Genomic DNA, 23,321 nt, shown 5'->3' with positions numbered 1-23,321 from the left:
AGCCCATCCCACACTGGTCCGGCGCCAGACACACAATGTATGAACACCGCAGATCCCATGTGGGAGGATTCAAGCCAACCCCACACTGGTCCGGCGCCAGACACACAATGTATGAACACCGCAGAACCCATGTGGGAGGGGGCTTGCCCCCGATAGCGTTCGCACAGACACATCCTGCCAAAAGCCTGCCCTTCAACCTGCGGTTCACCCATCTAGCCTCTCAAAACACACCCAGAGAGAGGCCAAGGAATGCCCGACCTACCCGCTTCACACCGCCTGCGTATCGGCCGATTCAGCGAACCCAACCGTATCTACCTCATCACCACCAACACCCACGAACGCATCCCGATATTCAAGAATTTCCATCTCGGTCGCTTGGTGGTCTGGCAGTTTCGGTCAGCCCAGTATCAGGGGCTGGCGAACTCCCTGGCATGGGTGATCATGCCGGACCATTTCCATTGGCTGCTCGAACTGAAAAAAGGCTCGCTGGCTGACCTGATGCGCCAGGTGAAGTCCAAAAGCACACGGAGCGTCAACGGTGCGAGCGGACGCAAGGGGCGGCTTTGGCAGGAAAGTTTCCATGACCGGGCGCTGCGCAAGGAAGACGACCTGGTGAAAATGGCCAGGTATGTGGTGGCCAATCCATTGCGGGCGGGATTGGTTAGCCGGATTGGCGACTACCCGTTGTGGGATGCCATTTGGGTATAGACACAGTTCAACTGTGGAAGGGGGGCTTGCTCCCGATGGCGGTGGGTCAATCACATATGTGTCGGTTGAACCACTGCTATCGGGAGCAAGCTCCCTCCCACACTGATCCTGCGCCAGACACACAATGTATGAACACCGCAAAACCCATGTGGGAGGGAGCTTGCTCCCGATAGCAGTGGTTCAGCCAGCTCATCTGTAACTGACCGGAGCAAGCCCCCTCCCACAGGTTTTACCGCATTTCAGGCCGCGCGTTTGCCGCTGGCAATGGCGGCCGAGGCGGCCACCATGGCCCGCAACAACACCGCACACCCCGCCGCCAGGTCATCCGGCGCGGCGTTTTCGATTTCGTTGTGGCTGATGCCGCCTTCGCATGGCACGAAGATCATCCCCGCCGGGCCGAGTTCGGCGACGAAGATCGCGTCGTGCCCTGCCCCGCTGACGATGTCCATGTTCGACAACCCCAACCCATTCGCCGCATCGCGCACTGCGTCGACGCAACCCTTGTCGAAATACAGCGGCGGGAAGTCGGCGGTGGGTGTCATTTCAAAACTCAACCCATGCTTGGCGCAGGTCTCGTCGATCACCTGGCGTACCTGGGCGATCATCGAATCCAAGCGCGCCGGTTCCAGGTGGCGGAAGTCCAGGGTCATACGCACCTCACCCGGGATGACGTTGCGTGAGCCCGGATAAGCCTGCAAACAACCGACAGTGCCACACGCATGCGGCTGATGCCCCAATGCCGCCGCATTCACCGCTGCGACCACGGCGGCCGCGCCGACCAGGGCGTCCTTGCGCAGGTGCATCGGCGTCGGCCCCGCGTGGGCTTCAACGCCGCGCAGGGTCAAGTCGAACCACTTTTGCCCGAGGGCACCGAGCACCACGCCGATGGTTTTCTTTTCATCCTCAAGAATCGGCCCCTGTTCGATATGTGCCTCGAAATAGGCGCCGACTTTGTGCCCACTCTCCGACCGCGTCCCCGCATAGCCGATCGCATTCAGTGCCGCGCCGACGCTGATACCCTGCGCATCGACCTTGGCGAGGGTGTCGGCCAGGCTGAATTTCTCGGCAAACACCCCCGAGCCCATCATGCACGGCGGGAAGCGTGAGCCCTCTTCGTTGGTCCACACCACCACTTCCAGCGGCGCCTCGGTTTGCACCTTGAGGTCGTTGAGGGTGCGCAACACTTCCACACCGGCCAGCACGCCGAAGCAGCCATCGAACTTGCCACCGGTGGGCTGGGTGTCGATATGGCTGCCGGTCATCACTGGCGGCAGGTCGGGGTTACGCCCGGGGCGACGGGCGAAGATGTTGCCGATACCGTCGACGGTCACGCTGCACCCGGCCTCTTCGCACCATTGCACGAACAGGTCGCGGGCCTGGCGGTCGAGGTCAGTGAGGGCCAGGCGGCACACGCCGCCCTTGGCGGTGGCGCCGAGCTTGGCCAGCTCCATCAACGACTGCCACAAACGGTCGCGGTTGATGTGCTGATGGGTCGATTGCAGAACGTCCAGGGCAGCGTTCATGGGGATCTCCTCAGGCTACATGTTATGAATGGAATGCAGTTCAAAGGTGGGAGGGGGCTTGCTCCCGATTGCAGTGGGTCAGTCACCCATGCAGTGGTGGAATGACCACCTGTTTGACTGCATGCCATCGCGTTACAGCAGGGATTTGGCCGGCATCGGCGTCAGGCCACGCCTGGCATTCAGGCCGTAATACAACACGCCGCCCAACGCCGAACCGGTAAACCAGCCATAGCTGTAGAACCAGCTGAACACGTCGCTGCCCAATGACAGCAAGGTCAGCACCACCGGCACGCCAAACGCGACAAACCCGCTCCAGTTCCACGCTGGGTACACGTCGTCACGGTACAAACCGGCGAGGTCCAGGCGCTGTTTGCGCGTGATGAAGTAGTCCACCACCATGATCCCGGCGATCGGCCCCAGCAGGCTGGAATAGCCGAGCAACCAGTTGGAATACACCGTCTCCAGGCTCACATCGGAAACGATCAGCCCGAGCTTCTTCAGCAGCTCGTGGCCCATCAACACCAACCCCACCAGGCCGGTGAGAATCACTGCCGAAGTGCGGTTGATCAGCTTGGGCGCGATGTTCTGGAAGTCGTTGGTGGGCGACACGATGTTCGCCGCCGTGTTGGTGGACAAGGTGGCGACGATGATCAATGCCATGGCCACGGCGACCCACACCGGGCTCTGGATATGCCCGATCAGCGTCACCGGGTCGGACACGCTGACGCCCACCAGTTTCACCGACGCGGCGGTCATGATCACACCGAGGGCGGCGAACAGGAACATGGTCAGCGGCAGGCCGAAAATCTGCCCGAGGATCTGGTCCTTCTGGCTCTTGGCGTAGCGGCTGAAGTCGGGAATGTTCAGCGACAAAGTGGCCCAGAACCCCACCATCGCGGTCAGGCCGGCCATGAAGTAACCGGTCAGGCTTGCACCTTCGGGGCGTTTGGGCGGGATCGCCATCAACTCGCTGAGGGACACGTTCGGCATCGCCCACACCAGCAGGCCAATGCCCACCGCCACCAGCAGCGGTGCCGACAGGGTTTCCAGGCGCTTGATCGACTCGGCGCCGCGCAGCACCACCCACAGGTTGAGGGTCCAGAAGATCATGAAGCCGATCACCTCACCGGTGCCGCCCAAGGCCTTCCACCCCTCGAAAATCGAGCCCAGGAACAGGTGAATCGCCAGCCCGCCGAACATGGTCTGGATGCCGAACCAGCCGCACGCCACCAGCGCTCGGATCAGGCACGGCACGTTGGAACCGAGGATGCCGAACGACGAACGCAGCAACACCGGGAACGGAATGCCGTACTTGGTACCGGGGAAGGCGTTGAGGGTCAGCGGGATCAGCACCACGATATTGGCCAGGAGGATCGCCATCAGCGCCTCGCCCACCGACAAACCGAAGTACGCGGTAAGCACCCCGCCCAGCGTGTAGGTGGGCACGCAGATCGACATGCCGACCCACAGCGCGGTGATGTGCCACTTGTTCCACGTGCGTTCATGCACCTTGGTCGGTGCCATGTCGTGGTTGTAGCGAGGGCTGTCGAGGACGTCGGGGCCGGCGTCGAGTTCGTACAGGCCGTTGCGTTCAATAACTTGCGATCTGTTCTGTTGCATGGCCGCTCCACGGTTTTTTCGAATTATTGTTGCTCACCTGCAAGGTCGGTGCAGGTGGCCGGAGTACCTCGTAAACAACATGACATCAAGGGTCCGGCCAGCCGCCACTGCACTCAATAAACGTGCCGACAACCCGCCCTGACCCTGCACCGCATATATAACTCGCTGATGTTTATCAGCTTTATTTCAAACGCCGATGAGTCCTTCGGTACTTGCCGCGTGACGCAGGCTAGATAACGTGCAAGTTGTCCGAAGGTTCAGGACTCAATCTGGTGCAACACAATTATTTTTATTTACCGCCGCCGTCAAGCGGCATGTCTCAAGCGCCTGATTTGCAATAAGAAATGTTGTTCATATTTGGAACCTGTCAAGTGCGTCAAAATGGTGATCAGTCGCCACATTTTGGTGATTTTAATTTTTAATCCTTACATTTCAATCAGTTAAAACACAACTAAGCGTAGGAAAAATCTTCTTGCTCATTCTAAAAACACCGGCTAGTTTCTATTCCTGTCACCGATGACAGGTTTTTACCAAGCCTGTGCTGAAAACAACTACAACACTTAGAACTGGCACCAGCCGGTCAAGCCTGTGAGGAACTCGACATGTCGCTGTTGATCCGTGGCGCCACCATCATTACCCACGACGAAAGTTACCGCGCCGATGTTTTATGCGCAGACGGTCTGATTCGCGCGATTGGCACGGGCCTGGATATTCCCGCTGGCACCGAAGTACTCGATGGCAGCGGCCAATACTTGATGCCCGGCGGCATCGACCCGCACACCCATATGCAACTGCCCTTCATGGGCACCGTGGCCAGTGAGGATTTTTTCAGCGGCACGGCGGCGGGTCTGGCGGGGGGCACCACCTCGATCATCGACTTTGTGATTCCCAACCCACAGCAATCCTTGCTCGAAGCCTTTCACCAATGGCGCGGCTGGGCGCAGAAGTCGGCGGCCGACTATGGCTTTCACGTGGCGATCACCTGGTGGAGCGAGCAGGTGCGCGAGGAAATGGCCGAGCTGGTCAGCCATCACGGCGTCAACAGCTTCAAGCATTTCATGGCCTACAAGAACGCGATCATGGCGGCCGACGATACCCTGGTGGCCAGCTTCGAACGCTGCCTGGAGCTGGGCGCGGTACCCACCGTGCATGCGGAAAACGGCGAGTTGGTATATCACCTGCAACGCAAGCTGATGGCCCAGGGCATCACCGGGCCGGAAGCGCACCCGCTGTCGCGTCCGTCCCAGGTCGAGGGCGAAGCGGCCAGCCGCGCGATCCGTATCGCCGAGACCATCGGCACGCCGTTGTACCTGGTACACGTCTCGACCAAAGAGGCGCTGGATGAAATCACCTATGCGCGCGGCAAGGGCCAGGCGGTGTACGGCGAAGTGCTCGCCGGGCATTTGCTGCTGGACGACAGCGTCTACCGCCACCCCGACTGGCAGACCGCCGCCGGCTACGTGATGAGCCCGCCGTTCCGCCCGCGCGGGCATCAAGAGGCGCTGTGGCATGGCCTGCAATCCGGCAACCTGCACACCACCGCCACCGACCACTGCTGCTTCTGCGCCGAGCAAAAAGCCGCCGGGCGTGACGATTTCAGCAAGATCCCCAACGGCACCGCCGGTATCGAAGACCGCATGGCGCTGTTGTGGGATGAAGGGGTCAACACCGGGCGCTTGTCGATGCAGGCGTTCGTCGCGCTGACCTCCACCAACACCGCGAAGATCTTCAACCTCTACCCGCGCAAAGGCGCAATCCGCGTCGGTGCCGATGCCGACCTGGTGCTGTGGGACCCCGAGGGCACGCGCACGATTTCCGCCAAGACCCACCACCAGAACGTCGACTTCAACATCTTCGAAGGCAAGACCGTGCGCGGCGTGCCGAGCCACACCATCAGCCAGGGCAAGCTGGTCTGGACCGACGGCGACCTGCGCGCCGAACGCGGTGCCGGGCGGTATGTGGAACGGCCGGCGTATCCCTCGGTGTTCGAGCAGTTGAGCAAGCAGGCTGAGCGTTCCAGGCCGGTTGCTGTGAACCGCTGAGACCGCTATCGGGGGCAAGCCCCCTCCCACAATTGACCGCATGCTTTCAGACACAATGCGATCACTGTGGGAGGGGGCTTGCCCCCGATGAGGCCAACCCAGGCAACAAAAATGCCCGCCAGAGGCAATCCGAAAAAAAACCGTGAGGCCCACACCGTGATCCAGACCCTGACCCACCTCCCCCATCCCCATGAAGACGGGGCGACCCTCGCCAGTCATTTCACCGACCTGGCGCCGCCCCTCAACGCCCGCCAGGCGCAACTGGAAGCCTCGCGCTGCCTGTATTGCTACGACGCGCCGTGCGTGAATGCGTGCCCCAGCGAAATCGACATCCCGTCGTTCATCCGCAACCTCCACACCGACAACGTGCAAGGCGCCGCGCAGAAGATTCTCTCGGCCAATATCCTCGGCGGCAGCTGCGCCCGGGTCTGCCCCACCGAGATCCTGTGCCAGCAAGCCTGCGTGCGTAACCACGGCGAAGAATGCGCGCCGGTGCTGATCGGCCTGTTGCAACGCTACGCCATCGACAACGCGCACTTCAGCGAACACCCGTTCCAGCGCGCCGCCACCACCGGCAAGCGCATCGCCGTGGTCGGCGCCGGACCGGCCGGCCTGGCCTGCGCCCATCGCGCCGCGTTGCACGGCCACGATGTGGTGATCTTCGAAGCCCGGGAAAAAGCCGGCGGCCTGAATGAATACGGGATCGCCAAGTACAAACTGGTGGATGACTTCGCGCAGAAGGAGCTGGAGTTCCTGCTGCAGATCGGCGGCATCGAGATCCGTCACGGCCAGCGCCTGGGCGACAACCTGTCGTTGAGCGAACTGCACCAGCACTTCGATGCGGTGTTCCTCGGCCTCGGCCTGGCCGCCAGCAAGCAACTCGGCCTGCCCCATGAGGACGCCCCCGGCCTGCTCGCCGCCACCGACTACATCCGCGAACTACGCCAGGCCGACGACCTCACCCAATTGCCCCTGGCCGACCGCTGCATCGTGCTCGGTGCCGGCAACACCGCCATCGACATGGCCGTGCAAATGGCCCGCCTCGGCGCCCGCGACGTCAACCTGGTGTATCGCCGGGGCCTGGCGGACATGGGCGCCACCAGCCATGAGCAGGACATCGCCAAGGCCAATCAGGTTCGCCTGCTGACCTGGGCCCAGCCGGAGGAAGTGCTGCTGGACGAGCAAGGCCATGTGCGCGGCATGCGTTTCGCCCGCACGCACCTGGACAACGGGCGCCTGCAACCCACCGGCGAAACCTTCGAACTGGCCGCCGATGCGATCTTCAAAGCCATCGGCCAAAGTTTCGACAACGCCGCACTGCACGACCCGCTGGCCCAGCAACTGCAGCGAGTCGGCGAACGCATCTTCGTCGACGAACACCTGCGCACCAGCATCCCCGGCGTGTATGCCGGCGGCGACTGCGTCAGCCTCGGCCAGGACCTCACCGTGCAGGCGGTGCAACACGGCAAGCTGGCGGCAGAAGCCATGCATGCCCAACTCATGCTCAACGTGGAGGCTGCGTAATGGCCGATCTCTCGATTGTCTTCGCCGGTATCAAAGCCCCCAACCCGTTCTGGCTGGCCTCCGCGCCGCCCACCGACAAAGCCTACAACGTGGTCCGCGCCTTTGAAGCGGGCTGGGGCGGCGTGGTCTGGAAAACCCTCGGGGAAGACCCGGCGGCGGTCAACGTGTCGTCGCGTTACTCGGCGCATTACGGCGCCAACCGCGAAGTGCTGGGCATCAACAACATCGAGCTGATCACCGACCGCTCTTTGGAGATCAACCTGCGCGAAATCACCCAGGTCAAAAAGGACTGGCCGGACCGCGCGCTGATCGTGTCGTTGATGGTGCCGTGCGTCGAAGAGTCCTGGAAAAACATCCTGCCGCTGGTGGAAGCCACCGGCTGCGACGGCATCGAGCTGAACTTCGGCTGCCCCCATGGCATGCCCGAGCGCGGCATGGGCGCGGCGGTCGGCCAGGTGCCAGAGTATGTGGAGCAAGTGACGCGCTGGTGCAAGACGTACTGTTCGCTGCCGGTGATCGTCAAGCTCACGCCGAATATCACCGACATCCGGGTGGCGGCGCGTGCGGCGTATCGCGGCGGTGCGGATGCGGTGTCGCTGATCAACACCATCAACTCCATCACCAGCGTGGACCTGGAGCGCATGGTCGCCCTGCCGACGGTCGGCACCCATAGCACCCACGGCGGTTACTGCGGTTCGGCGGTCAAGCCGATCGCGCTGAACATGGTCGCCGAAATCGCCCGCGACCCGCAGACCCACGGCCTGCCGATCTGCGGCATTGGCGGCATCGGCAACTGGCGCGATGCGGCGGAATTCGTCGCCCTCGGCTGCGGTGCCGTGCAGGTGTGTACGGCGGCGATGCTGCATGGCTTTCGCATCGTCGAAGAAATGAAGGACGGCCTGTCGCGCTGGATGGACAGTCAGGGTTACACCAGCCTGCAGGATTTTTCCGGGCGCGCCGTGGGCAATACTACGGACTGGAAGTACCTGGATATCAACTACCAGGTGATCGCCAAGATCGATCAGGCCGCCTGCATCGGCTGCGGGCGTTGCCACATTGCCTGCGAAGATACGTCGCACCAGGCCATCGCCAGTTTGAAACAGGCGGACGGCACGCATAAGTACGAAGTGATCGATGACGAATGCGTGGGCTGCAACCTGTGCCAGATCACCTGCCCGGTGGCCGATTGCATCGAGATGGTACCGGTGGACACCGGCAAGCCGTTCTTGAACTGGACCCAGGACCCGCGTAATCCCTATCGGGAAGCAGTGTAGTCCTGTAGAGCGCTATCGGGGGCAAGCCCCCTCCCACAGTTGACCGCATTCTTTCAGACAAAATGCAGTTCATTGTGGGAGGGGGCTTGCCCCCGATGAGGCCCTCAGCCTCACCACAAGCCTCAAGGCTCCAACCCAATCCCGCGCAAAATCACACTGGTCACCGTCTGAATCGCCCTCTCGAACTGCATATCCGACAACGGCTGGTGATCGTTCAGAATCTTCACCTGATGATCAAAGTCAGCGTAGTGCTGGGTCGAGGCCCAGATCATATACAGCAAGCTCGCCGGCTCGACCGGCAGGATGCGTTTGTCTTCCACCCATTGGCGAATTTTCGCTTCCTTCATCTTGGCCCAGTCGTACAGGCTTTCATCCAGCGCCTCACCGAGCGTCGGCGCGCCGTGGATGATTTCGTTGGCCCAGACTTTCGACCCATACGGCCGCGTGCGCGAGCGTTGCATCTTGGCGCGGATGTAGCTGCTGAGCACCACTCGCGGGTCATCGAAGGTTTCGAAGCTCAGGGCATCCTGCTTCCACACTTCCAACAGATCGAACAGCACCGCGCTGTACAGCTCGCTCTTGGTGGTGAAGTAGTAATGCAGATTGGAACGCGGCAATTGCACTTCGGCGGCAATATCGGCCATGGCGGTGCTGCCATAGCCCTTCTCGGCGAAGATTTTTTCCGCCGCTAGCAGGATTTTTTCGACGTTGACCCGACGAATTCCGATCTTGTGCTTGCCCATAAGGGCTCCCTGACAAAGACATAACGGAAAGACTACCACCCGCTCTAGATCGGGGCGACAGGAGGAGCCGAAACTTCGTACACTGCCCGTCCTATCCTTTGATTGGTATTGCTCAATGTTGATCAAGAAAACCCTGACCACCGTCGCTCTGCTGGCCTCGCTGCTGGGCGCCTCGGCGGCGTTTGCCCATGCTCACCTCAAGAGCGCGACGCCTGCGGCAGACAGCAGCGTCGCCGCACCGAACGATGTGCGCCTGACCTTCAGCGAAGGCGTGGAGGCGACCTTTTCCAAGGTTTCCCTGAGCAAGGACGGCACCGAAATCGCAATCAAGGGCCTGGCAACGCCGGATGCCGACAAGAAAACCCTGGTGGTGACGCCCGCCGCGCCTCTGGCAGCCGGCACCTACAAAGTGGTGTGGAACGCGGTCTCGGTCGACACCCACAAGAGCAACGGCGAATACAGCTTCAAGGTCGGCCAATAACCTATGGCGACGCTGCTGGTGCTGTGCCGTTTCCTGCATTTCATCGTCGTCTTGTTGATGTTCGGGGCCTGTGTATTCAGGCCATGGCTGATGGGCAATGCACCGCAGCCGGCGCTGGACCGGCAAGTGCTGCGTATCAGCCGAGCACTGGCCTGGCTCGGGCTCGGCTCCGGCGTGGCCTGGTTGCTGCTGATCACGGTCAGCATGGCCGGCAGTTGGGACGCCGCACTGCAACCGACCACTGTGCAATTGGTGCTGGGCAAGACCTTTTTCGGCCAAGTGTGGCTCTGGCATCTGCTGCTCAACGTGCTGCTGTTGATCGCCTTGATCAAACCCTGGTCGGCGTTGCGCCTGCCCTTGATCGGCCTGCTGCTGGCGACCCTGGCCCCAGTCGGTCACGGCGCCATGCTCAACGGGCTCAGCGGCCAGTTGCTGATCCTCAATCAGGTCGTCCACCTGGCATGCGTGGGCGCCTGGCTTGGCGGTCTGCTGCTGTTGGTATTGATCCTGCGCCAACCGCAGCGCCATGGGCTGGAGCCGATTCTGCGGCGTTTCAGCGGCGCGGGTTATGGCCTGGTCGCCGGCTTGCTGGTCACCGGCTTGATCAACGTGCGTGTATTGACCGGGCAACTGTGGCCAACCCCGCTGTTCAACGGTTTCGCCCTGATTCTGCTGATCAAGGCGATGCTGGTGCTGGGCATGTTGGCCCTGGCGCTGCTGAACCGCTTGCGTATCGAGCGCTGCGAACAACGACTGGAGACCTTGAAGGCCAGTGTGACGGCTGAATGGTTACTAGGTATTTTAGCGGTTGCCGCCGTCTCCCTCCTCGGCACCTTGCCCCCGATGGCGATGGCCGGCTGAATCCATAGTCGACACGATCCAACTCCCACACTGAACCACGGCCGCTTTTGCTCAGCGAAGCCTAGTCATCGTATAACTTCTGATTGACAAGCCACAAAAACCCCGCAAATATCACCCTTATGTTGTACGACGACGTATGACAAATAATAAAAACAACAAACCCAAGGGAGCGTCACTGTGCGTCCATCCGCCCGCAATTCCTCCTCGCATCTCGGCCTTATCAGCCTCGGCAGCCTGGCTTTCACCCTGCCCCTCATCGCCCAGGCCGAAGGGTTTGTCGACGACGCCAAGGCCACGCTCAACTTACGCAACGCCTACTTCAACCGCAATTTCACCAACCCGTCCAACCCCCAGGCCAAGGCCCAAGAGTGGACGCAGAACTTCATCCTCGACGCCAAATCCGGCTACACCCAGGGCACCGTGGGCTTCGGGATTGATGTGCTGGGCCTGTACTCGCAAAAGCTCGACGGCGGCAAAGGTACCGCTGGCACCCAGTTGCTGCCGGTTCACGACGACGGTCGCCCCGCTGACAACTTCGGGCGCCTGGGCGTGGCGCTGAAAACCAAGCTGTCGAAGACCGAACTGAAAGTCGGCGAATGGATGCCCGTGCTGCCGATTTTGCGTTCCGACGATGGCCGTTCCCTGCCGCAAACCTTCCAGGGCGGCCAGGTCACCTCCAATGAAATCGCCGGCCTGACCCTCTACGGCGGGCAGTTTCGCGGCAACAGCCCGCGCAACGATGCGAGCATGGAAGACATGTTCATGAACGGCAAAGCCGCCTTCACCTCAGACCGCTTCAACTTCGGCGGCGCCGAATACACCTTCAACGACAAGCGCACCCAGGTCGGCCTGTGGTACGCCGAACTGACCGACATCTACCAACAGCAGTACCTCAACCTGACCCACAGCCAGCCGCTGGGCGACTGGACCCTGGGCGCCAACCTCGGCTTCTTCAACGGCAAGGAAGACGGCAGCGCCCTGGCCGGCGACCTCGACAACAAAACCGCGTTCGCCCTGTTCTCGGCCAAATACGGCGCTAACACCTTCTACGTCGGCCTGCAGAAACTCAGCGGCGACAGCGCATGGATGCGGGTCAACGGCACCAGCGGCGGCACCCTGGCCAACGACAGCTACAACGCCAGCTACGACAACGCCAAGGAGAAATCCTGGCAACTGCGCCACGACTTCAACTTCGCGGCGCTCGGCGTTCCGGGCCTGACCCTGATGAACCGCTACATCAGCGGCAGTAACGTCCACACCGGCACGATCACCGATGGCAAGGAATGGGGCCGCGAATCGGAACTGGCCTACACGGTGCAGAGCGGTGTCTTGAAGAACCTCAACGTGCGCTGGCGCAATTCGACCATGCGCCGGGACTTCAGCAATAACGAGTTCGATGAGAACCGGGTCTTCGTCAGCTACCCGATTTCGTTGCTTTAAAGATCTAAAACCCGGGCACATCCATTGTGGGAGGGGGCTTGCTCCCGATGACGGTGTATCAGGCAATGTCTCTGTGACTGACCCATAGCCATCGGGGGCAAGCCCCCTCCCACATTGACAAGCGGGGACTCTCTAACAATACTTCGGCATAGTCATACGACAACCTACAACAAAAACTGGAATCCAGATGACCACCACTACCCCAGCGCCCTTCAACCGCCTCCTCCTCACTGGTGCCGCCGGCGGCCTCGGCAAAGTGCTGCGCGAACGCCTGCAGCCGTATGCCCAGGTGCTGCGCCTGTCGGATATCGCCGACATGGCCCCCGCCGGCGCCAATGAAGAAGTGCAGCCCTGCGACCTGTCCGACAAACACGCGGTACACCATCTGGTCGAAGGCGTCGACGCCATCCTGCATTTCGGTGGCGTATCCGTGGAGCGCTCGTTCGAAGAAGTCCTCGGCGCCAATATCTGCGGGATTTTTCACATCTACGAAGCCGCCCGCCGCCATGGCGTCAAGCGCGTGATTTTCGCCAGCTCCAACCATGTGATCGGCTTCTATCAACAGGGCGAGCACCTCGACGCCCACTCGCCGCGTCGCCCGGACAGTTACTACGGGCTGTCCAAGTCCTACGGCGAAGACATGGCCAGCTTCTACTTCGACCGCTACGGCATCGAGACCGTGAGCATCCGCATCGGCTCGTCGTTCCCCGAACCGCAGAACCGCCGGATGATGCACACCTGGCTGAGCTTCGATGACCTGACCCAACTGCTCGAACGCGCGCTGTACACGCCGAACGTCGGCCACACCGTGGTCTACGGCATGTCGGCCAACCTCGACACCTGGTGGGACAACCGCTACGCCGCGCACCTGGGCTTCACCCCCAAAGACAGCTCCGAAGTATTCCGCGCCCAGGTCGAGCGCCAGCCGCCGCTGGCCGCCGACGACCCGGCCAAGGTCTACCAGGGCGGTGCGTTCTGCGCCGCCGGGCCGTTCGGTGACTGACGTCACACTAACCCAAGGGAGTGAGTTGCCATGACTGCTGAATTGATTGTCGACGCCCGCAACGCCGTGGGCGAATGCCCGGTGTGGGTGCCCGAAGAAAACGCCCTGTACTGGGTGGATATTCCCAACGGCGGCCTGCAACGCTGGAGCGCCGCCACCGGCCATATCGACGCGTGGAAAGCCCCGCAGATGCTCGCCTGCATTGCCCGCACCGATGCGGGCAACTGGGTCGCCGGGATGGAAAGCGGCTTTTTCCAGCTCACCGCGCACAACGACGGCAGCCTCGACACCACGCCCCTGGCCGAGGTCGCGCACCCGCGCGCGGACATGCGCCTGAACGATGGGCGCTGCGATCGCCAGGGCCGGTTCTGGGCCGGCAGCATGGTGCGGGACATGAGCGCAAATGCGCCCGCAGGCATCCTCTACCGTTACGCGTCGGGCGCGGCGCCGCATGCGCAACTGGACGGCTTTATCACCCTCAATGGCCTGGCCTTCAGCCCCGATGGCCGCACGATGTATGTCTCGGACTCGCACCCGCTGGTGCAACAGATCTGGGCTTTCGACTACGACACCGACACCGGCACACCGTCCAACCGCCGCGTGTTTGTCGACATGCAGCCACACCAAGGCCGCCCTGACGGCGCAGCCGTGGATGTCGACGGCGGCTACTGGATCTGCGCCAACGACGCCGGCCTGATCCACCGCTTCACCCCCGACGGTCGCCTGGACCGCTCCCTGCGCGTGCCGGTGAAAAAACCCAGCATGTGCGCCTTTGGCGGCAGTCGCCTGGACACCCTGTTCGTCACCTCGATCCGTGACGACCAGAGCGAGCAGTCGCTGTCCGGCGGCGTATTCGCCCTCAACCCCGGCACGACAGGACTGCCCGAACCCCGCTTCGCCCTCTAGCTGCATCGCTGTGCCTTGAATACGACAATAACAAGACAGGAGTGACCGCCCATGGACTTCAAACGCACCTTGCTCGCCGCCGCAATCTTCACCCTCAGCAGCGCCGCCCACGCGCTGGAAATCAAATTCGCCGACATCCACCCCGCCGGCTACCCCACCGTCGTGGCCGAAGAGAACATGGGCAAGGCCCTCACCCAAGAAAGCAACGGCGAACTGACCTTCAAGTACTTCCCCGGGGGCGTCCTGGGTTCGGAAAAAGAAGTCGTCGAACAGGCCCAGGTCGGCGCGATCCAGATGACCCGGGTCAGTCTCGGCATCGTCGGCCCGGTGGTGCCGGACGTGAACGTGTTCAACCTGCCATTCGTGTTCCGCGACCAGGCGCATATGCGCAAAGTCATCGACGGCGAGATCGGCGATGAAATCCTCGCCAAGATCACCGACTCCGAATTCGGCCTGGTCGCCCTGGCCTGGATGGACGGCGGCACGCGCAACCTCTACAGCAAAAAACCGGTGCGCAAGATCGAAGACCTCAAGGGCATGAAGATTCGCGTGCAGGGCAACCCGCTGTTCATCGATGCCTTCAACGCCATGGGTGCCAACGGTATCGCCATGGACACCGGCGAGATCTTCAGTGCCTTGCAGACCGGGGTGATCGACGGTGCCGAGAACAACCCACCCACCCTGCTGGAACACAACCACTTTCAGAACGCCAAGTACTACACCCTCACCGAGCACCTGATCCTGCCCGAGCCGATCGTGATGTCGAAAATCACCTGGAACAAGCTCACCCCCGCGCAACAGCTCATGGTGAAAAACGCCGCCAAGGCCGCCCAGGCCGATGAGCGTGCGCTGTGGGATAAAAAATCCGCCAGCAGCGAGGAAAAGCTCAAGGCGGCCGGCGTGGAGTTCATCCGCGTCGACAAACAGCCCTTCTACGACGCCACCGCCGCGGTTCGCGCCAAGTACGGCGCGCCTTACGCCGATATCATCGCGCGCATCGACGCCGTTCAATAACCCGCCCTGCCTCTCGCATAAGGCCCGGCGCGGTCGGCATCGACGCGCCCGGTCACGGTGAACGCCATGAAGAATCTAGTGCTGCGCATCAACGACCGCCTCTACATGACCTGCATCTGGGTCGCCGGCCTCTCGGTCCTCGGGGTCGCGCTGATCATCCCCTGGGGCATCTTCGCCCGCTACATCCTCGGCACCGGCTCCAGTTGGCCGGAGCCCACCGCCATCCTGCTGATGCTGGTGTTCACTTTTATCGGCGCCGCCGCCAGCTACCGCGCCGGGGCGCATATGTCGGTGGCGATGGTCACTGACCGCCTGCCTGCGCGCCAACGCCAGGTCGTCGGCATCCTCTCGCAACTGCTGATGGGCACCATCTGCCTGTTCATGACCATTTGGGGCAGCAAGCTGTGCCTGTCCACCTGGAACCAGTTCATGAGCGCCATCCCTACCCTGCGCGTGGGCATCACCTACCTGCCGATCCCGATCGGCGGGTTGCTGACCCTGGTCTTCGTGGTGGAAAAACTCGTGCTCGGTGACCAGAGCAACCGACGGGTCGTGCGCTTCGATCTGGTTGAAGAAAGCGAAGGGGCTGCCTGATATGGACGCATTGATTCTGTTGGGCAGCTTTGTCGGCTTGATCCTGATCGGCATGCCAGTGGCCTATGCCCTGGGCCTGTCGGCGTTGATCGGCGCGTGGTGGATCGACATTCCGTACCAGGCCCTGATGATTCAGATCGCTGGCGGGGTGAACAAGTTTTCGCTGATGGCGATTCCGTTCTTCGTGCTGGCCGGCGCGATCATGGCCGAGGGCGGCATGTCGCGGCGGCTGGTGGCGTTCGCCGGGGTGCTGGTGGGTTTTGTGCGCGGCGGCTTGTCCCTGGTGAACATCATGGCCTCGACGTTTTTCGGTGCGATCTCCGGCTCCTCGGTGGCCGACACCGCCTCGGTCGGCTCGGTGCTGATCCCGGAAATGGAGCGCCGTGGCTACCCCCGGGAGTTCGCCACGGCGGTGACCATCAGCGGCTCGGTGCAGGCGCTGTTGACCCCGCCCAGCCACAACTCGGTGCTCTACTCCTTGGCGGCGGGCGGCACGGTGTCGATCGCCTCGCTGTTCATGGCCGGCGTGGTCCCGGGCCTGCTGATGAGCGCGTGCCTGATGGTGCTGTGCCTGATCTTCGCGAAGAAGCGCGACTACCCCAAGGGCGAAGTCATCCCGCTCAAGCAAGCGCTGAAAATCTGCGCCGACGCACTGTGGGGCCTGATGGCCATGGTGATCATCCTCGGCGGCATCCTGTCGGGCATATTCACCGCCACCGAGTCCGCTGCGATCGCGGTGCTGTGGGCATTCTTCGTGACCATGTTCATCTACCGCGACTACAAATGGAACGAGCTGCCCAAGCTGATGCACCGCACGGTACGCACCATTTCCATCGTGATGATCCTGATCGCCTTCGCGGCCAGCTTCGGCTACATCATGACCCTGATGCAGATCCCGGCGAAGATCACCACGCTGTTCCTGACCCTGTCGGACAACCGCTACGTGATCCTGATGTGCATCAACGCCATGCTGCTGTTGCTCGGCACGGTGATGGACATGGCGCCGCTGATTTTGATCCTCACGCCGATCCTGCTGCCGGTGGTGCTCGGCATCGGCGTCGACCCGGTTCACTTCGGCATGATCATGCTGGTCAACCTCGGCATCGGCCTGATCACGCCACCGGTCGGCGCGGTGCTGTTCGTGGGGGCGGCGGTGGGCAAGGTGAGTATCGAGAACACCGTGAAGGCGCTGCTGCCGTTCTATGGCGTGCTGTTTTTGGTGCTGATCGCGGTGACTTACATTCCGGCGTTATCGCTGTGGCTGCCAGGGCTGGTGCTGTGATGCTGATTGAACTGGAAGATCACCTGACCCACCTCACCCTCGCCCCGGCAGTCGGCGGCAGCATCGTCAACTGGCGCGTGCGCGCCAGCGGCCAGCCCCTGCTGCGGCCTAGCGATCAAGCGGCGCTGGACAGCGGCCTGCCCGGCAAACTGGGCTGCTATCCCCTCGCGCCGTGGTCCAATCGCATTGCCAACGGCGGTTTCGACACGCCCGCCGGCTGGCTGGCACTCACGCCCAACAGCGCGACCGATCCGCTGCCGATTCACGGTTCGGCCTGGCAACAGGCGTGGCGCGTGGTCAGCCAGTCGGCGGATGAAGTGCTGCTTGCGCTGGAATGCGCCACGCCGTTCGCCTATCGCGCCGAGCAGCGGTTTGGGTTGAGCAGCGGCGTGTTGAGTATCGGGCTGAGCGTGACGCATCTGGCCGAAGCCGCCGCGTGGCACGGTTTGGGCTTGCATCCTTACTTCCCGCGCCGGGCGGGTACGCGGTTGCAGGCCAAGGCTGGGCAAGTGTGGATGAGTGATGCGTCCAAGCTGCCGACGGCGCTGGCACCCGTACACGCCGATTGGGATTTCCAACAGCTCAAGGGGTTGCCCCAAGCGTTGGTCGACAACGGTTTTTGCCAATGGGACGGGCATTGCCGGATCGAACAGCCGGAGCTGGGTTACACCCTGGAATGCCAGGCTACCGGCGCCGATTACTTCTTGCTGTACTGCCCGCCGGGGCTGGGGTTCTTCTGCATCGAGCCGGTGAGCCATCCGGTGAATGCCCATCACCTGCCGGGCAGGCCGGGCCTGAAACTGCTGGAGCAAAACCAGTCGACCCAACTCAATTTCACCCTGAAATACATTCCAACTGTGGGAGGGGGCTTGCCCCCGATAGCAGTGTGTCAGCCACTACATGCATGACTGACCCACCGCCATCGGGGGCAAGCCCCCTCCCACATTTTTGACCCGGTTCGGCTTCCAGGATCAGGTCGGCTATAAGGCAGCCTCGCTTTGGCTTTGGCTTTTGCTTTGGCTTTTGATCTTAGGCGCCCCGTAAAACCACGCTGGCCGAACGCAGGCTTGAATCCGTGGGCAACCCGGCAGGACGCCGGGTTAGCCGTCCTGGGCCAGGGATGGCCCATGACGGCGGCCCACGGATTCAAGCCGGAGTGAGGGCATGCCGAGCCTAGGCGAGGCACCGAGTGGTGGGGCAAGAGCCCTTTGGTTACTTTGGGGCTTTTCCAAAGTGACCCGCCGTAAGGGCGGAACCCATAGCAGCCGTGACCGCAACAATGGATATGTACTCAACCCAAAAAGCTGGTCAGCCCAGAGGCCGCCATCGGGGGCAAGCCCCCTCCCACATTGGAGCTCCTTTGCATTGGCGACCCCATGTGTATTGGAGACCACACGCCCTATCAGATCCAGCCAAGCCAGCTCCAGTAGGTCGCCGCAAACACCAACATCAACAAGTAACCCATCAGCGTCACCAACACCCCCACCTTGGCAAACTGCCGCGCCGTGAATGTCCCGGTCCCCAGGCACACCATGTTCTGCGGCGCATTGATCGGCAGGATAAACCCGTAGCTCACCACAAACCCCAACAGCATGGTCATCCCCAACCGGTTGAACTCCCCCGGCAAGGTCTGCAACACCGCAATCAGGATCGGCAACAACGCCGAGGTCAACGCCGTCGCACTGGCAAACCCCAAGTGGATCACGATCAAAAACGCCCCGAGGATGGCAAACACGCCCAGCGGCCCGACCTGGTCCAGGCCGGTATGCGCCACCACTTGCGAACCCAGCCACTGCCCGGCCTGGGTGGTCAGCAACGCCGTGCCGAGGCTGATGCCGACGCCGAACACAATCACCGTGCCCCACGGAATCCGCGACTGCACATCCTTCCAGGTCATCACGCCGATCCCCGGCAACAGCAGGAACACCAGCCCGGCGTAGGTGGTCGAGGTGGTGTCGAAATTGTGCAGGCGCCCTTCGGTAGCCCACGCCAACAGCAACAGCACCGACACGGCAAGCAGGCGTTTTTGCGGGCCGGTCATCGGGCCGATATCCACCAGCGACTGGGCCACGGCCTCTTTGCCGCCGGGGATGCTGTCGCTTTCCGGCGGCAGCAGTTTGATCACCAGGAACAGCAACACCGCCGACATGATCAGCGCCCATGGTGCGCCGGCAATCAGCCAGTCGATCCACGACACGCGCTGGCCGAGCATCTTGTCCATGAACCCAACGGTCAGCAGGTTCTGCGCGGCGGCGGTCTGGATGCCGACGTTCCAGATGCTGGTGCCCTGGGCCACCACGATCATCAGGCCGGCGGCGATGTTGGAGCGTTTATCGACGCCAAACGCCGCCACCACGCCCATCATGATCGGCACCACACAGGCACTGCGCGCGGTGGCGCTGGGTACGACGAGGCTCAGGAGGATAGTCACCGCGATCGCCCCCAGCAGAATGCCGCGGGTGCTGGTGCCGACCCGGGTCAGCGTGACCAGGGCAATGCGCCGGTCCAGGCCGGTGTGGGTCATGGCGGCGGCGATGAACAACGCCCCCGCCACCAGCGCCAGCGCCGGGTTGGAGAAGCCGGTCAGCGCCATGCCGATGGCCGGGCTGGAGCCGATCAGGTGCGCGGGGTCTTGCAGCGACGGCGCGGTGCCGAGCAAGAACGCCATGAGCGAGGTGATCATGATCGCGCTGGCCTCATAGGACACCGCCTCGCTGATCCACACCACCACCGCAAACGCGAGGATCGCCAGCATGCGATGCCCGGCCACCGGCAAATCCGCGGGCAGCGGTAACAGCAGCACCCCGACCATCACCAGTACAGCGACGACCAGGCCCAAGGGCAACTTGAATGATGCAGCGGTTGTTGCGGGGGCGCTCATGGGGGAGTCTCCGTCGGCGTCAAATCAGGCTGGGAGCATGGCGCAAAATGCCGCACGCGGTGTTGACAGGTATCAAACCTCTAGGCCAATAACTGACTCAACACCGCCCGCAACTTCCCGGGCTTGACCGGTTTGTTCAACAACGGTGCGTCCAGCCGCCGCAGGATGCGCCGGCACTGGTCGGTGCGGTCGGCGCTGATGATCACGGCGGGAATCGTCTGGGCAAAATGCTCGCGCAGGTACTTGACCACCTCACAGCCCACCACGCCGTGGTCCAGGTGATAGTCCGCCAGGATCAGTTCCGGCGCCCTGCCCTGCAACGCCAGCAACGCGCCGGCCTGGTCGGTGGCCGTGACCACCTCGCAGCCCCACTGCCCGAGCAGCGCGCTCATGCTTTCGAGGATGCTGACTTCGTTGTCCAGCACCAGCAAACGCCGCCCCGGCAGCGGGTTGCCGGTGGTCGGTTGCGTGGGCAGTTGGCTGATGGCCAACGGCATTTCTTCGCTGATCGGCACTTCGAGGCTGAACATCGACCCGCGTCCCGGCCACGAGCGCACCGCCACCGGGTAACCGAGAATCTCAGCGATCCGCTCGACAATCGCCAGCCCCAGGCCCACGCCCTTGCGGTCCGAGGCGCGGCCGACGTCCAGTTGGTTGAATTCGAGGAAGATCGCGTCGAGCCGGTCGGCCGGGATGCCGCGCCCGGTGTCCCACACTTCCAGGCGCAGGTGATCGCCGCGACGACGGGCGCCGAGCAGGATGCAGCCGTCGTCGGTGTAGCGGCAGGCGTTGCTGAGGAAATTACGCAAAATCCGCGTCACCAGGCGCAGGTCGGTCCGGATCGCGTAATGGCCGGTGTGTGCGCGCAGATTCAGTCCGGCGGCCAGGGCGACGGACTGGAATTCGGAGACCAGCGGCGCAAACAACTCATCCAGGCGATACAGCGCCACGTCCGGCTTGACCGCTGCCTGGTCGAGCCGCGAGATATCGAGCAAGTCGGTGAGCAAATCCTCGGCACCTTCCAGGGCCTGGTGCGTGCGCTCAACCAGCACCTGTTCGACGCTCGGCAACGACCGTTCGCGCAGGGTGGCGATCAGCAGCCGTGCGGCGTTGAGCGGCTGCAACAGGTCATGGCTGGCGGCGGCGAGGTACTTGTCCTTGCTGCGGTTGGCGGCCTCGGCGGCGTCGCGGGCGTCGCGCAGTTCCTGTTCGACCTGTTCGCGCTGGGCGACCTGCTGTTGCAGGTTGCGGTTGGCTTCGAGCAGTTCATCGGTGCGCGCCGCCACCCGCTGCTCCAGTTCGTCGTTGAGGCGGATGTAGCGGTTGCGCTCGGCCTCCAGCTCATCGAGGCGGGCCGTGAGTTCCGGGTAGTGGCTCTTGCGCGCCGACTGGTCGCCCAACCCCAGCAGCCCGGCCAGGGCGCGCTGCTGGTCGTCAGAGAGCTTCGCCATAGACGACCTCGACGTCACGCTGGCTCGATTCGCGGGGGTTGGTGAGGATGCACGGGTCGTGCATGGCATGCTGGGACAGGAACGGAATGTCCGCCACCCGCACGCCGTGCAGGCCGAGGGTTTCGTGGAAGCCGATGGCACGCTTCAGCGCGATCAGATGCTCGACCAGCCGCCCGCGGATCTGCGGATGAGTCAGGCCGCGGCAGTCGATGCCGAACGTCTCGGCAATCACCTTGAAGCGCTCCGGCGCCGAGTTGTAGTTGAACGCCACCACATGCTCCACCAGCACCGCGTTGCACAGGCCGTGAGGCAGGTCGAGGAAGCCGCCGAGGCTGTGGGACATGGCATGCACCGCGCCGAGGATCGCATTGGAGAACGCCAGCCCCGCCTGCATGCTGCCGAGCATGATCTTCTCGCGCAGGGCGATGTCCGCCGGGTTGGCGATCATCTGCACCAGGTTGCCGTTGATCAGGCGCATGGCTTCCAGCGCGTGGGGGTCGGTCAGCGGGCCGTGGCCGGTGGAGACGAACGCCTCGATCGCATGCACCAGCGCATCGATGCCGGTGCAGGCGGACAGGAACGGGTCCATGCTCGCCGTGGTTTCCGGGTCGATCAGCGACACGTCCGGCACCACCGCCTTGCTGACGATGGAGAACTTCATGCGCTCCTGCTGGTTGGAAATGATCACGAACTGCGAGACATCCGCCGAAGTGCCGGCGGTGGTGGGGATCAGGATCAGCGGGGGGCTGGGCACGCGAATGGTGTCCACGCCTTCGAATTCGAGGATGTTGCGCCCATGGGCGACCACGATGCCGATGGCCTTGCCGCAGTCCATCGGGCTGCCGCCGCCGATGGCCACGATCACGTCGCAATGGTTGTCGCGGTACACCTCGGCACCGAGCATGACTTCTTCGACGCGGGGGTTGGGTGAGACGCCGCTGTACAGGCAGTAATCGATGCCGATGGCCTGCAGGCTGGCTTCCACGTCGGCGACCCAGCCGGCGGCGATCACACCGGGGTCGCTGACCACCAGCACTTTGCGCGCACCGAAGGTCTTGGCGTAATTACCGACGTTGTGCCGGCAGCCGGCACCAAAGATGATTTCAGGCGAAACGAACTTACGCAGAAGGCTGAGATTTGGGCTCATTGGAAAGCCTGTTTTTATTATTTTTGAGAGATGCGCTCCACACTAACCCATCCGCGCGCGAATGCAATCAGACCAAAGAGTCATTCCCCAAACGACCCCGGCCAGCGCGAGGCTGGCCGGGGGTGAATCAGCGGCTGGCGAAGTACATGGTCACTTCAAAGCCGATACGCAGGTCGGTAAACGCGGGTTTAGTCCACATGGGGCGATCCTCTTGTTGTGCCGGAAGATTCCGGTAATGGCATTAATGCATGGGGGGATGGGGGTGCGAATGCTACTTTCGAACGAGCCTGAAGCATGCCTTGGTAGCAGATGTACACCGATCAAAAATGTGGGAGGGGGATTGCCCCCTCCCACAGTTGGTTGCATTTCAAGTCGGGGTTAGAAGAAGCCCAGGGGGTTAGTCTGCAGGTAGTGATCCAACAGGCAAAGCCCGCTTACTGTGCCGGAACGGGTGTACGCCGATCAAAATGTGGGAGGGGGGTTGCCCCCTCCCACATTGGGTTGTATTTCAAGTCGGGTTAGAAGAAGCCCAGGGGGTTGGTCTGCGGGTAGTGATCCAACAGGCAAAGCCCTCTTGCTGTGCCGGAACGGGTGTACGCCGATCAAAATGTGGGAGGGGGCTTGCCCCCGATGGCAGTGTGTCAGCCAATACATGCCTGACTGAGCCACCGCTATCGGGGGCAAGCCCCCTCCCACATTGGGTTGTATTTCAAGTCGGGGTTAGAAGAGGCCCAGGGGGTTGGTCTGCAGGTAGTGATCCAACAGGCAAAGCCCTCTTGCTGTGCCGGAACGGGTGTACGCCGATCAAAATGTGGGAGGGGGCTTGC

At 62.5% G+C, this 23,321-nt stretch carries 20 protein-coding genes; 13 read left to right on the top strand and 7 right to left on the bottom strand.

Features of this window, described 5'->3' with window-relative positions; all coding sequences use genetic code 11:
- Positions 1–249: 249 nt before the first annotated feature.
- Positions 250–708, top strand: a complete 459-nt coding sequence (locus AC07W0_RS06820; protein ID WP_046485627.1) for an REP-associated tyrosine transposase — start codon at positions 250–252, stop codon at positions 706–708.
- A gap of 239 nt (positions 709–947) precedes the next feature.
- On the opposite strand, the gene AC07W0_RS06815 is transcribed toward AC07W0_RS06820, so the two are convergent.
- Both AC07W0_RS06815 and AC07W0_RS06810 read right to left on the bottom strand, forming a co-directional pair.
- Complete coding sequence (locus AC07W0_RS06815; protein WP_046485629.1) at positions 948–2,231, bottom strand: Zn-dependent hydrolase; 1,284 nt, start codon at positions 2,229–2,231, stop codon at positions 948–950.
- A 132-nt stretch (positions 2,232–2,363) separates the two neighbouring features.
- Positions 2,364–3,851 carry an NCS1 family nucleobase:cation symporter-1 gene (locus AC07W0_RS06810; RefSeq protein ID WP_046485631.1) on the bottom strand — a complete coding sequence of 496 codons (1,488 nt, stop codon included), beginning with the start codon at positions 3,849–3,851 and terminating at the stop codon, positions 2,364–2,366.
- Positions 3,852–4,453: 602 nt separating this feature from the next.
- On the opposite strand from AC07W0_RS06810, the gene hydA reads away from it, so the two are divergent.
- The 3 genes from hydA (at position 4,454) to preA (ending at position 8,691) form a co-directional block, all read left to right on the top strand.
- Complete coding sequence (hydA, locus tag AC07W0_RS06805; RefSeq protein ID WP_046485633.1) at positions 4,454–5,893, top strand: dihydropyrimidinase; 1,440 nt, start codon at positions 4,454–4,456, stop codon at positions 5,891–5,893.
- Positions 5,894–6,049: 156 nt separating this feature from the next.
- Positions 6,050–7,417, top strand: a complete 1,368-nt coding sequence (locus AC07W0_RS06800; protein WP_102617292.1) for an NAD(P)-dependent oxidoreductase — start codon at positions 6,050–6,052, stop codon at positions 7,415–7,417.
- Positions 7,417–8,691, top strand: a complete 1,275-nt coding sequence (gene preA / locus AC07W0_RS06795) for an NAD-dependent dihydropyrimidine dehydrogenase subunit PreA (protein WP_102617278.1) — start codon at positions 7,417–7,419, stop codon at positions 8,689–8,691. Before AC07W0_RS06800 ends, preA begins: the two co-directional genes overlap by 1 nt.
- Before the next feature lie 122 nt (positions 8,692–8,813).
- Here preA and AC07W0_RS06790 read toward each other — a convergent pair whose 3' ends face one another.
- The gene (locus AC07W0_RS06790; RefSeq protein WP_017847463.1) at positions 8,814–9,434 is read right to left on the bottom strand and encodes a TetR/AcrR family transcriptional regulator; all 621 of its coding nucleotides are present in this window, start codon (positions 9,432–9,434) and stop codon (positions 8,814–8,816) included.
- A gap of 115 nt (positions 9,435–9,549) precedes the next feature.
- Here AC07W0_RS06790 and copC point away from each other — a divergent pair, with 115 nt between their 5' ends.
- The 9 genes from copC to AC07W0_RS06745 all read left to right on the top strand — a co-directional run bounded on the left by copC (position 9,550) and on the right by AC07W0_RS06745 (position 17,923).
- On the top strand, positions 9,550–9,915 hold the full coding sequence (gene copC, locus AC07W0_RS06785) for a copper homeostasis periplasmic binding protein CopC (protein ID WP_017847464.1): 366 nt from the start codon (positions 9,550–9,552) through the stop codon (positions 9,913–9,915).
- Positions 9,916–9,918: 3 nt separating this feature from the next.
- Positions 9,919–10,776 (top strand): copper homeostasis membrane protein CopD, encoded by an 858-nt coding sequence (gene copD, locus AC07W0_RS06780; protein ID WP_102617279.1) that lies wholly within the window; start codon positions 9,919–9,921, stop codon positions 10,774–10,776.
- Between the two features lie 177 nt (positions 10,777–10,953).
- Positions 10,954–12,216: an OprD family porin gene (locus AC07W0_RS06775; protein ID WP_102617280.1), complete on the top strand. Its 1,263-nt coding sequence runs from the start codon at positions 10,954–10,956 to the stop codon at positions 12,214–12,216.
- 187 nt (positions 12,217–12,403) lie between these two features.
- On the top strand, positions 12,404–13,219 hold the full coding sequence (locus AC07W0_RS06770; protein WP_102617281.1) for an NAD-dependent epimerase/dehydratase family protein: 816 nt from the start codon (positions 12,404–12,406) through the stop codon (positions 13,217–13,219).
- Positions 13,220–13,249: 30 nt separating this feature from the next.
- A complete protein-coding gene (locus AC07W0_RS06765; RefSeq protein ID WP_102617282.1) occupies positions 13,250–14,125 on the top strand; it encodes an SMP-30/gluconolactonase/LRE family protein in 876 nt (291 codons plus the stop codon).
- 51 nt (positions 14,126–14,176) lie between these two features.
- Positions 14,177–15,139: a TRAP transporter substrate-binding protein gene (locus AC07W0_RS06760; protein ID WP_102617283.1), complete on the top strand. Its 963-nt coding sequence runs from the start codon at positions 14,177–14,179 to the stop codon at positions 15,137–15,139.
- A 66-nt stretch (positions 15,140–15,205) separates the two neighbouring features.
- Positions 15,206–15,733: a TRAP transporter small permease gene (locus AC07W0_RS06755; RefSeq protein ID WP_102617284.1), complete on the top strand. Its 528-nt coding sequence runs from the start codon at positions 15,206–15,208 to the stop codon at positions 15,731–15,733.
- Position 15,734: 1 nt separating this feature from the next.
- Positions 15,735–17,015: a TRAP transporter large permease gene (locus AC07W0_RS06750; protein WP_017847471.1), complete on the top strand. Its 1,281-nt coding sequence runs from the start codon at positions 15,735–15,737 to the stop codon at positions 17,013–17,015.
- The gene (locus AC07W0_RS06745; RefSeq protein WP_102617285.1) at positions 17,015–17,923 is read left to right on the top strand and encodes an aldose 1-epimerase; all 909 of its coding nucleotides are present in this window, start codon (positions 17,015–17,017) and stop codon (positions 17,921–17,923) included. The genes AC07W0_RS06750 and AC07W0_RS06745 overlap by 1 nt, the downstream gene beginning before the upstream one ends.
- A 494-nt stretch (positions 17,924–18,417) precedes the next feature.
- Here the strand turns inward: AC07W0_RS06745 and AC07W0_RS06740 are convergent, their stop codons facing one another.
- From AC07W0_RS06740 to pqqA, 4 genes are all read right to left on the bottom strand, one after another.
- Positions 18,418–19,896: a DASS family sodium-coupled anion symporter gene (locus AC07W0_RS06740; RefSeq protein ID WP_017847473.1), complete on the bottom strand. Its 1,479-nt coding sequence runs from the start codon at positions 19,894–19,896 to the stop codon at positions 18,418–18,420.
- An 80-nt stretch (positions 19,897–19,976) separates the two neighbouring features.
- Positions 19,977–21,347, bottom strand: a complete 1,371-nt coding sequence (locus AC07W0_RS06735; protein ID WP_017847474.1) for an ATP-binding response regulator — start codon at positions 21,345–21,347, stop codon at positions 19,977–19,979.
- The gene (ercA, locus tag AC07W0_RS06730) at positions 21,331–22,494 is read right to left on the bottom strand and encodes an alcohol dehydrogenase-like regulatory protein ErcA (RefSeq protein WP_017847475.1); all 1,164 of its coding nucleotides are present in this window, start codon (positions 22,492–22,494) and stop codon (positions 21,331–21,333) included. Before ercA ends, AC07W0_RS06735 begins: the two co-directional genes overlap by 17 nt.
- A gap of 127 nt (positions 22,495–22,621) precedes the next feature.
- On the bottom strand, positions 22,622–22,693 hold the full coding sequence (gene pqqA, locus AC07W0_RS06725) for a pyrroloquinoline quinone precursor peptide PqqA (RefSeq protein ID WP_010209364.1): 72 nt from the start codon (positions 22,691–22,693) through the stop codon (positions 22,622–22,624).
- Between the last annotated feature and the right edge of the window lie 628 nt (positions 22,694–23,321).

The organism is Pseudomonas sp. GW704-F2 (assembly GCF_059423025.1).
Note: the sequence above shows the minus strand (reverse complement) of the source record. Positions and strands in the feature narration are given on the sequence as shown.

Coding starts and splice junctions, on each gene's coding strand:
- AC07W0_RS06790 (WP_017847463.1), bottom strand. CDS start 9,434: ATGGGCAAGCACAAGATCGGAATTCGTCGGGTCAACGTCGAAAAAATC.
- copC (WP_017847464.1), top strand. CDS start 9,550: ATGTTGATCAAGAAAACCCTGACCACCGTCGCTCTGCTGGCCTCGCTG.
- AC07W0_RS06820 (WP_046485627.1), top strand. CDS start 250: ATGCCCGACCTACCCGCTTCACACCGCCTGCGTATCGGCCGATTCAGC.
- ercA (WP_017847475.1), bottom strand. CDS start 22,494: ATGAGCCCAAATCTCAGCCTTCTGCGTAAGTTCGTTTCGCCTGAAATC.
- copD (WP_102617279.1), top strand. CDS start 9,919: ATGGCGACGCTGCTGGTGCTGTGCCGTTTCCTGCATTTCATCGTCGTC.
- AC07W0_RS06755 (WP_102617284.1), top strand. CDS start 15,206: ATGAAGAATCTAGTGCTGCGCATCAACGACCGCCTCTACATGACCTGC.
- AC07W0_RS06735 (WP_017847474.1), bottom strand. CDS start 21,347: ATGGCGAAGCTCTCTGACGACCAGCAGCGCGCCCTGGCCGGGCTGCTG.
- AC07W0_RS06740 (WP_017847473.1), bottom strand. CDS start 19,896: ATGAGCGCCCCCGCAACAACCGCTGCATCATTCAAGTTGCCCTTGGGC.
- hydA (WP_046485633.1), top strand. CDS start 4,454: ATGTCGCTGTTGATCCGTGGCGCCACCATCATTACCCACGACGAAAGT.
- AC07W0_RS06745 (WP_102617285.1), top strand. CDS start 17,015: ATGCTGATTGAACTGGAAGATCACCTGACCCACCTCACCCTCGCCCCG.
- AC07W0_RS06750 (WP_017847471.1), top strand. CDS start 15,735: ATGGACGCATTGATTCTGTTGGGCAGCTTTGTCGGCTTGATCCTGATC.
- AC07W0_RS06810 (WP_046485631.1), bottom strand. CDS start 3,851: ATGCAACAGAACAGATCGCAAGTTATTGAACGCAACGGCCTGTACGAA.
- AC07W0_RS06815 (WP_046485629.1), bottom strand. CDS start 2,231: ATGAACGCTGCCCTGGACGTTCTGCAATCGACCCATCAGCACATCAAC.
- AC07W0_RS06765 (WP_102617282.1), top strand. CDS start 13,250: ATGACTGCTGAATTGATTGTCGACGCCCGCAACGCCGTGGGCGAATGC.
- AC07W0_RS06760 (WP_102617283.1), top strand. CDS start 14,177: ATGGACTTCAAACGCACCTTGCTCGCCGCCGCAATCTTCACCCTCAGC.
- preA (WP_102617278.1), top strand. CDS start 7,417: ATGGCCGATCTCTCGATTGTCTTCGCCGGTATCAAAGCCCCCAACCCG.
- AC07W0_RS06770 (WP_102617281.1), top strand. CDS start 12,404: ATGACCACCACTACCCCAGCGCCCTTCAACCGCCTCCTCCTCACTGGT.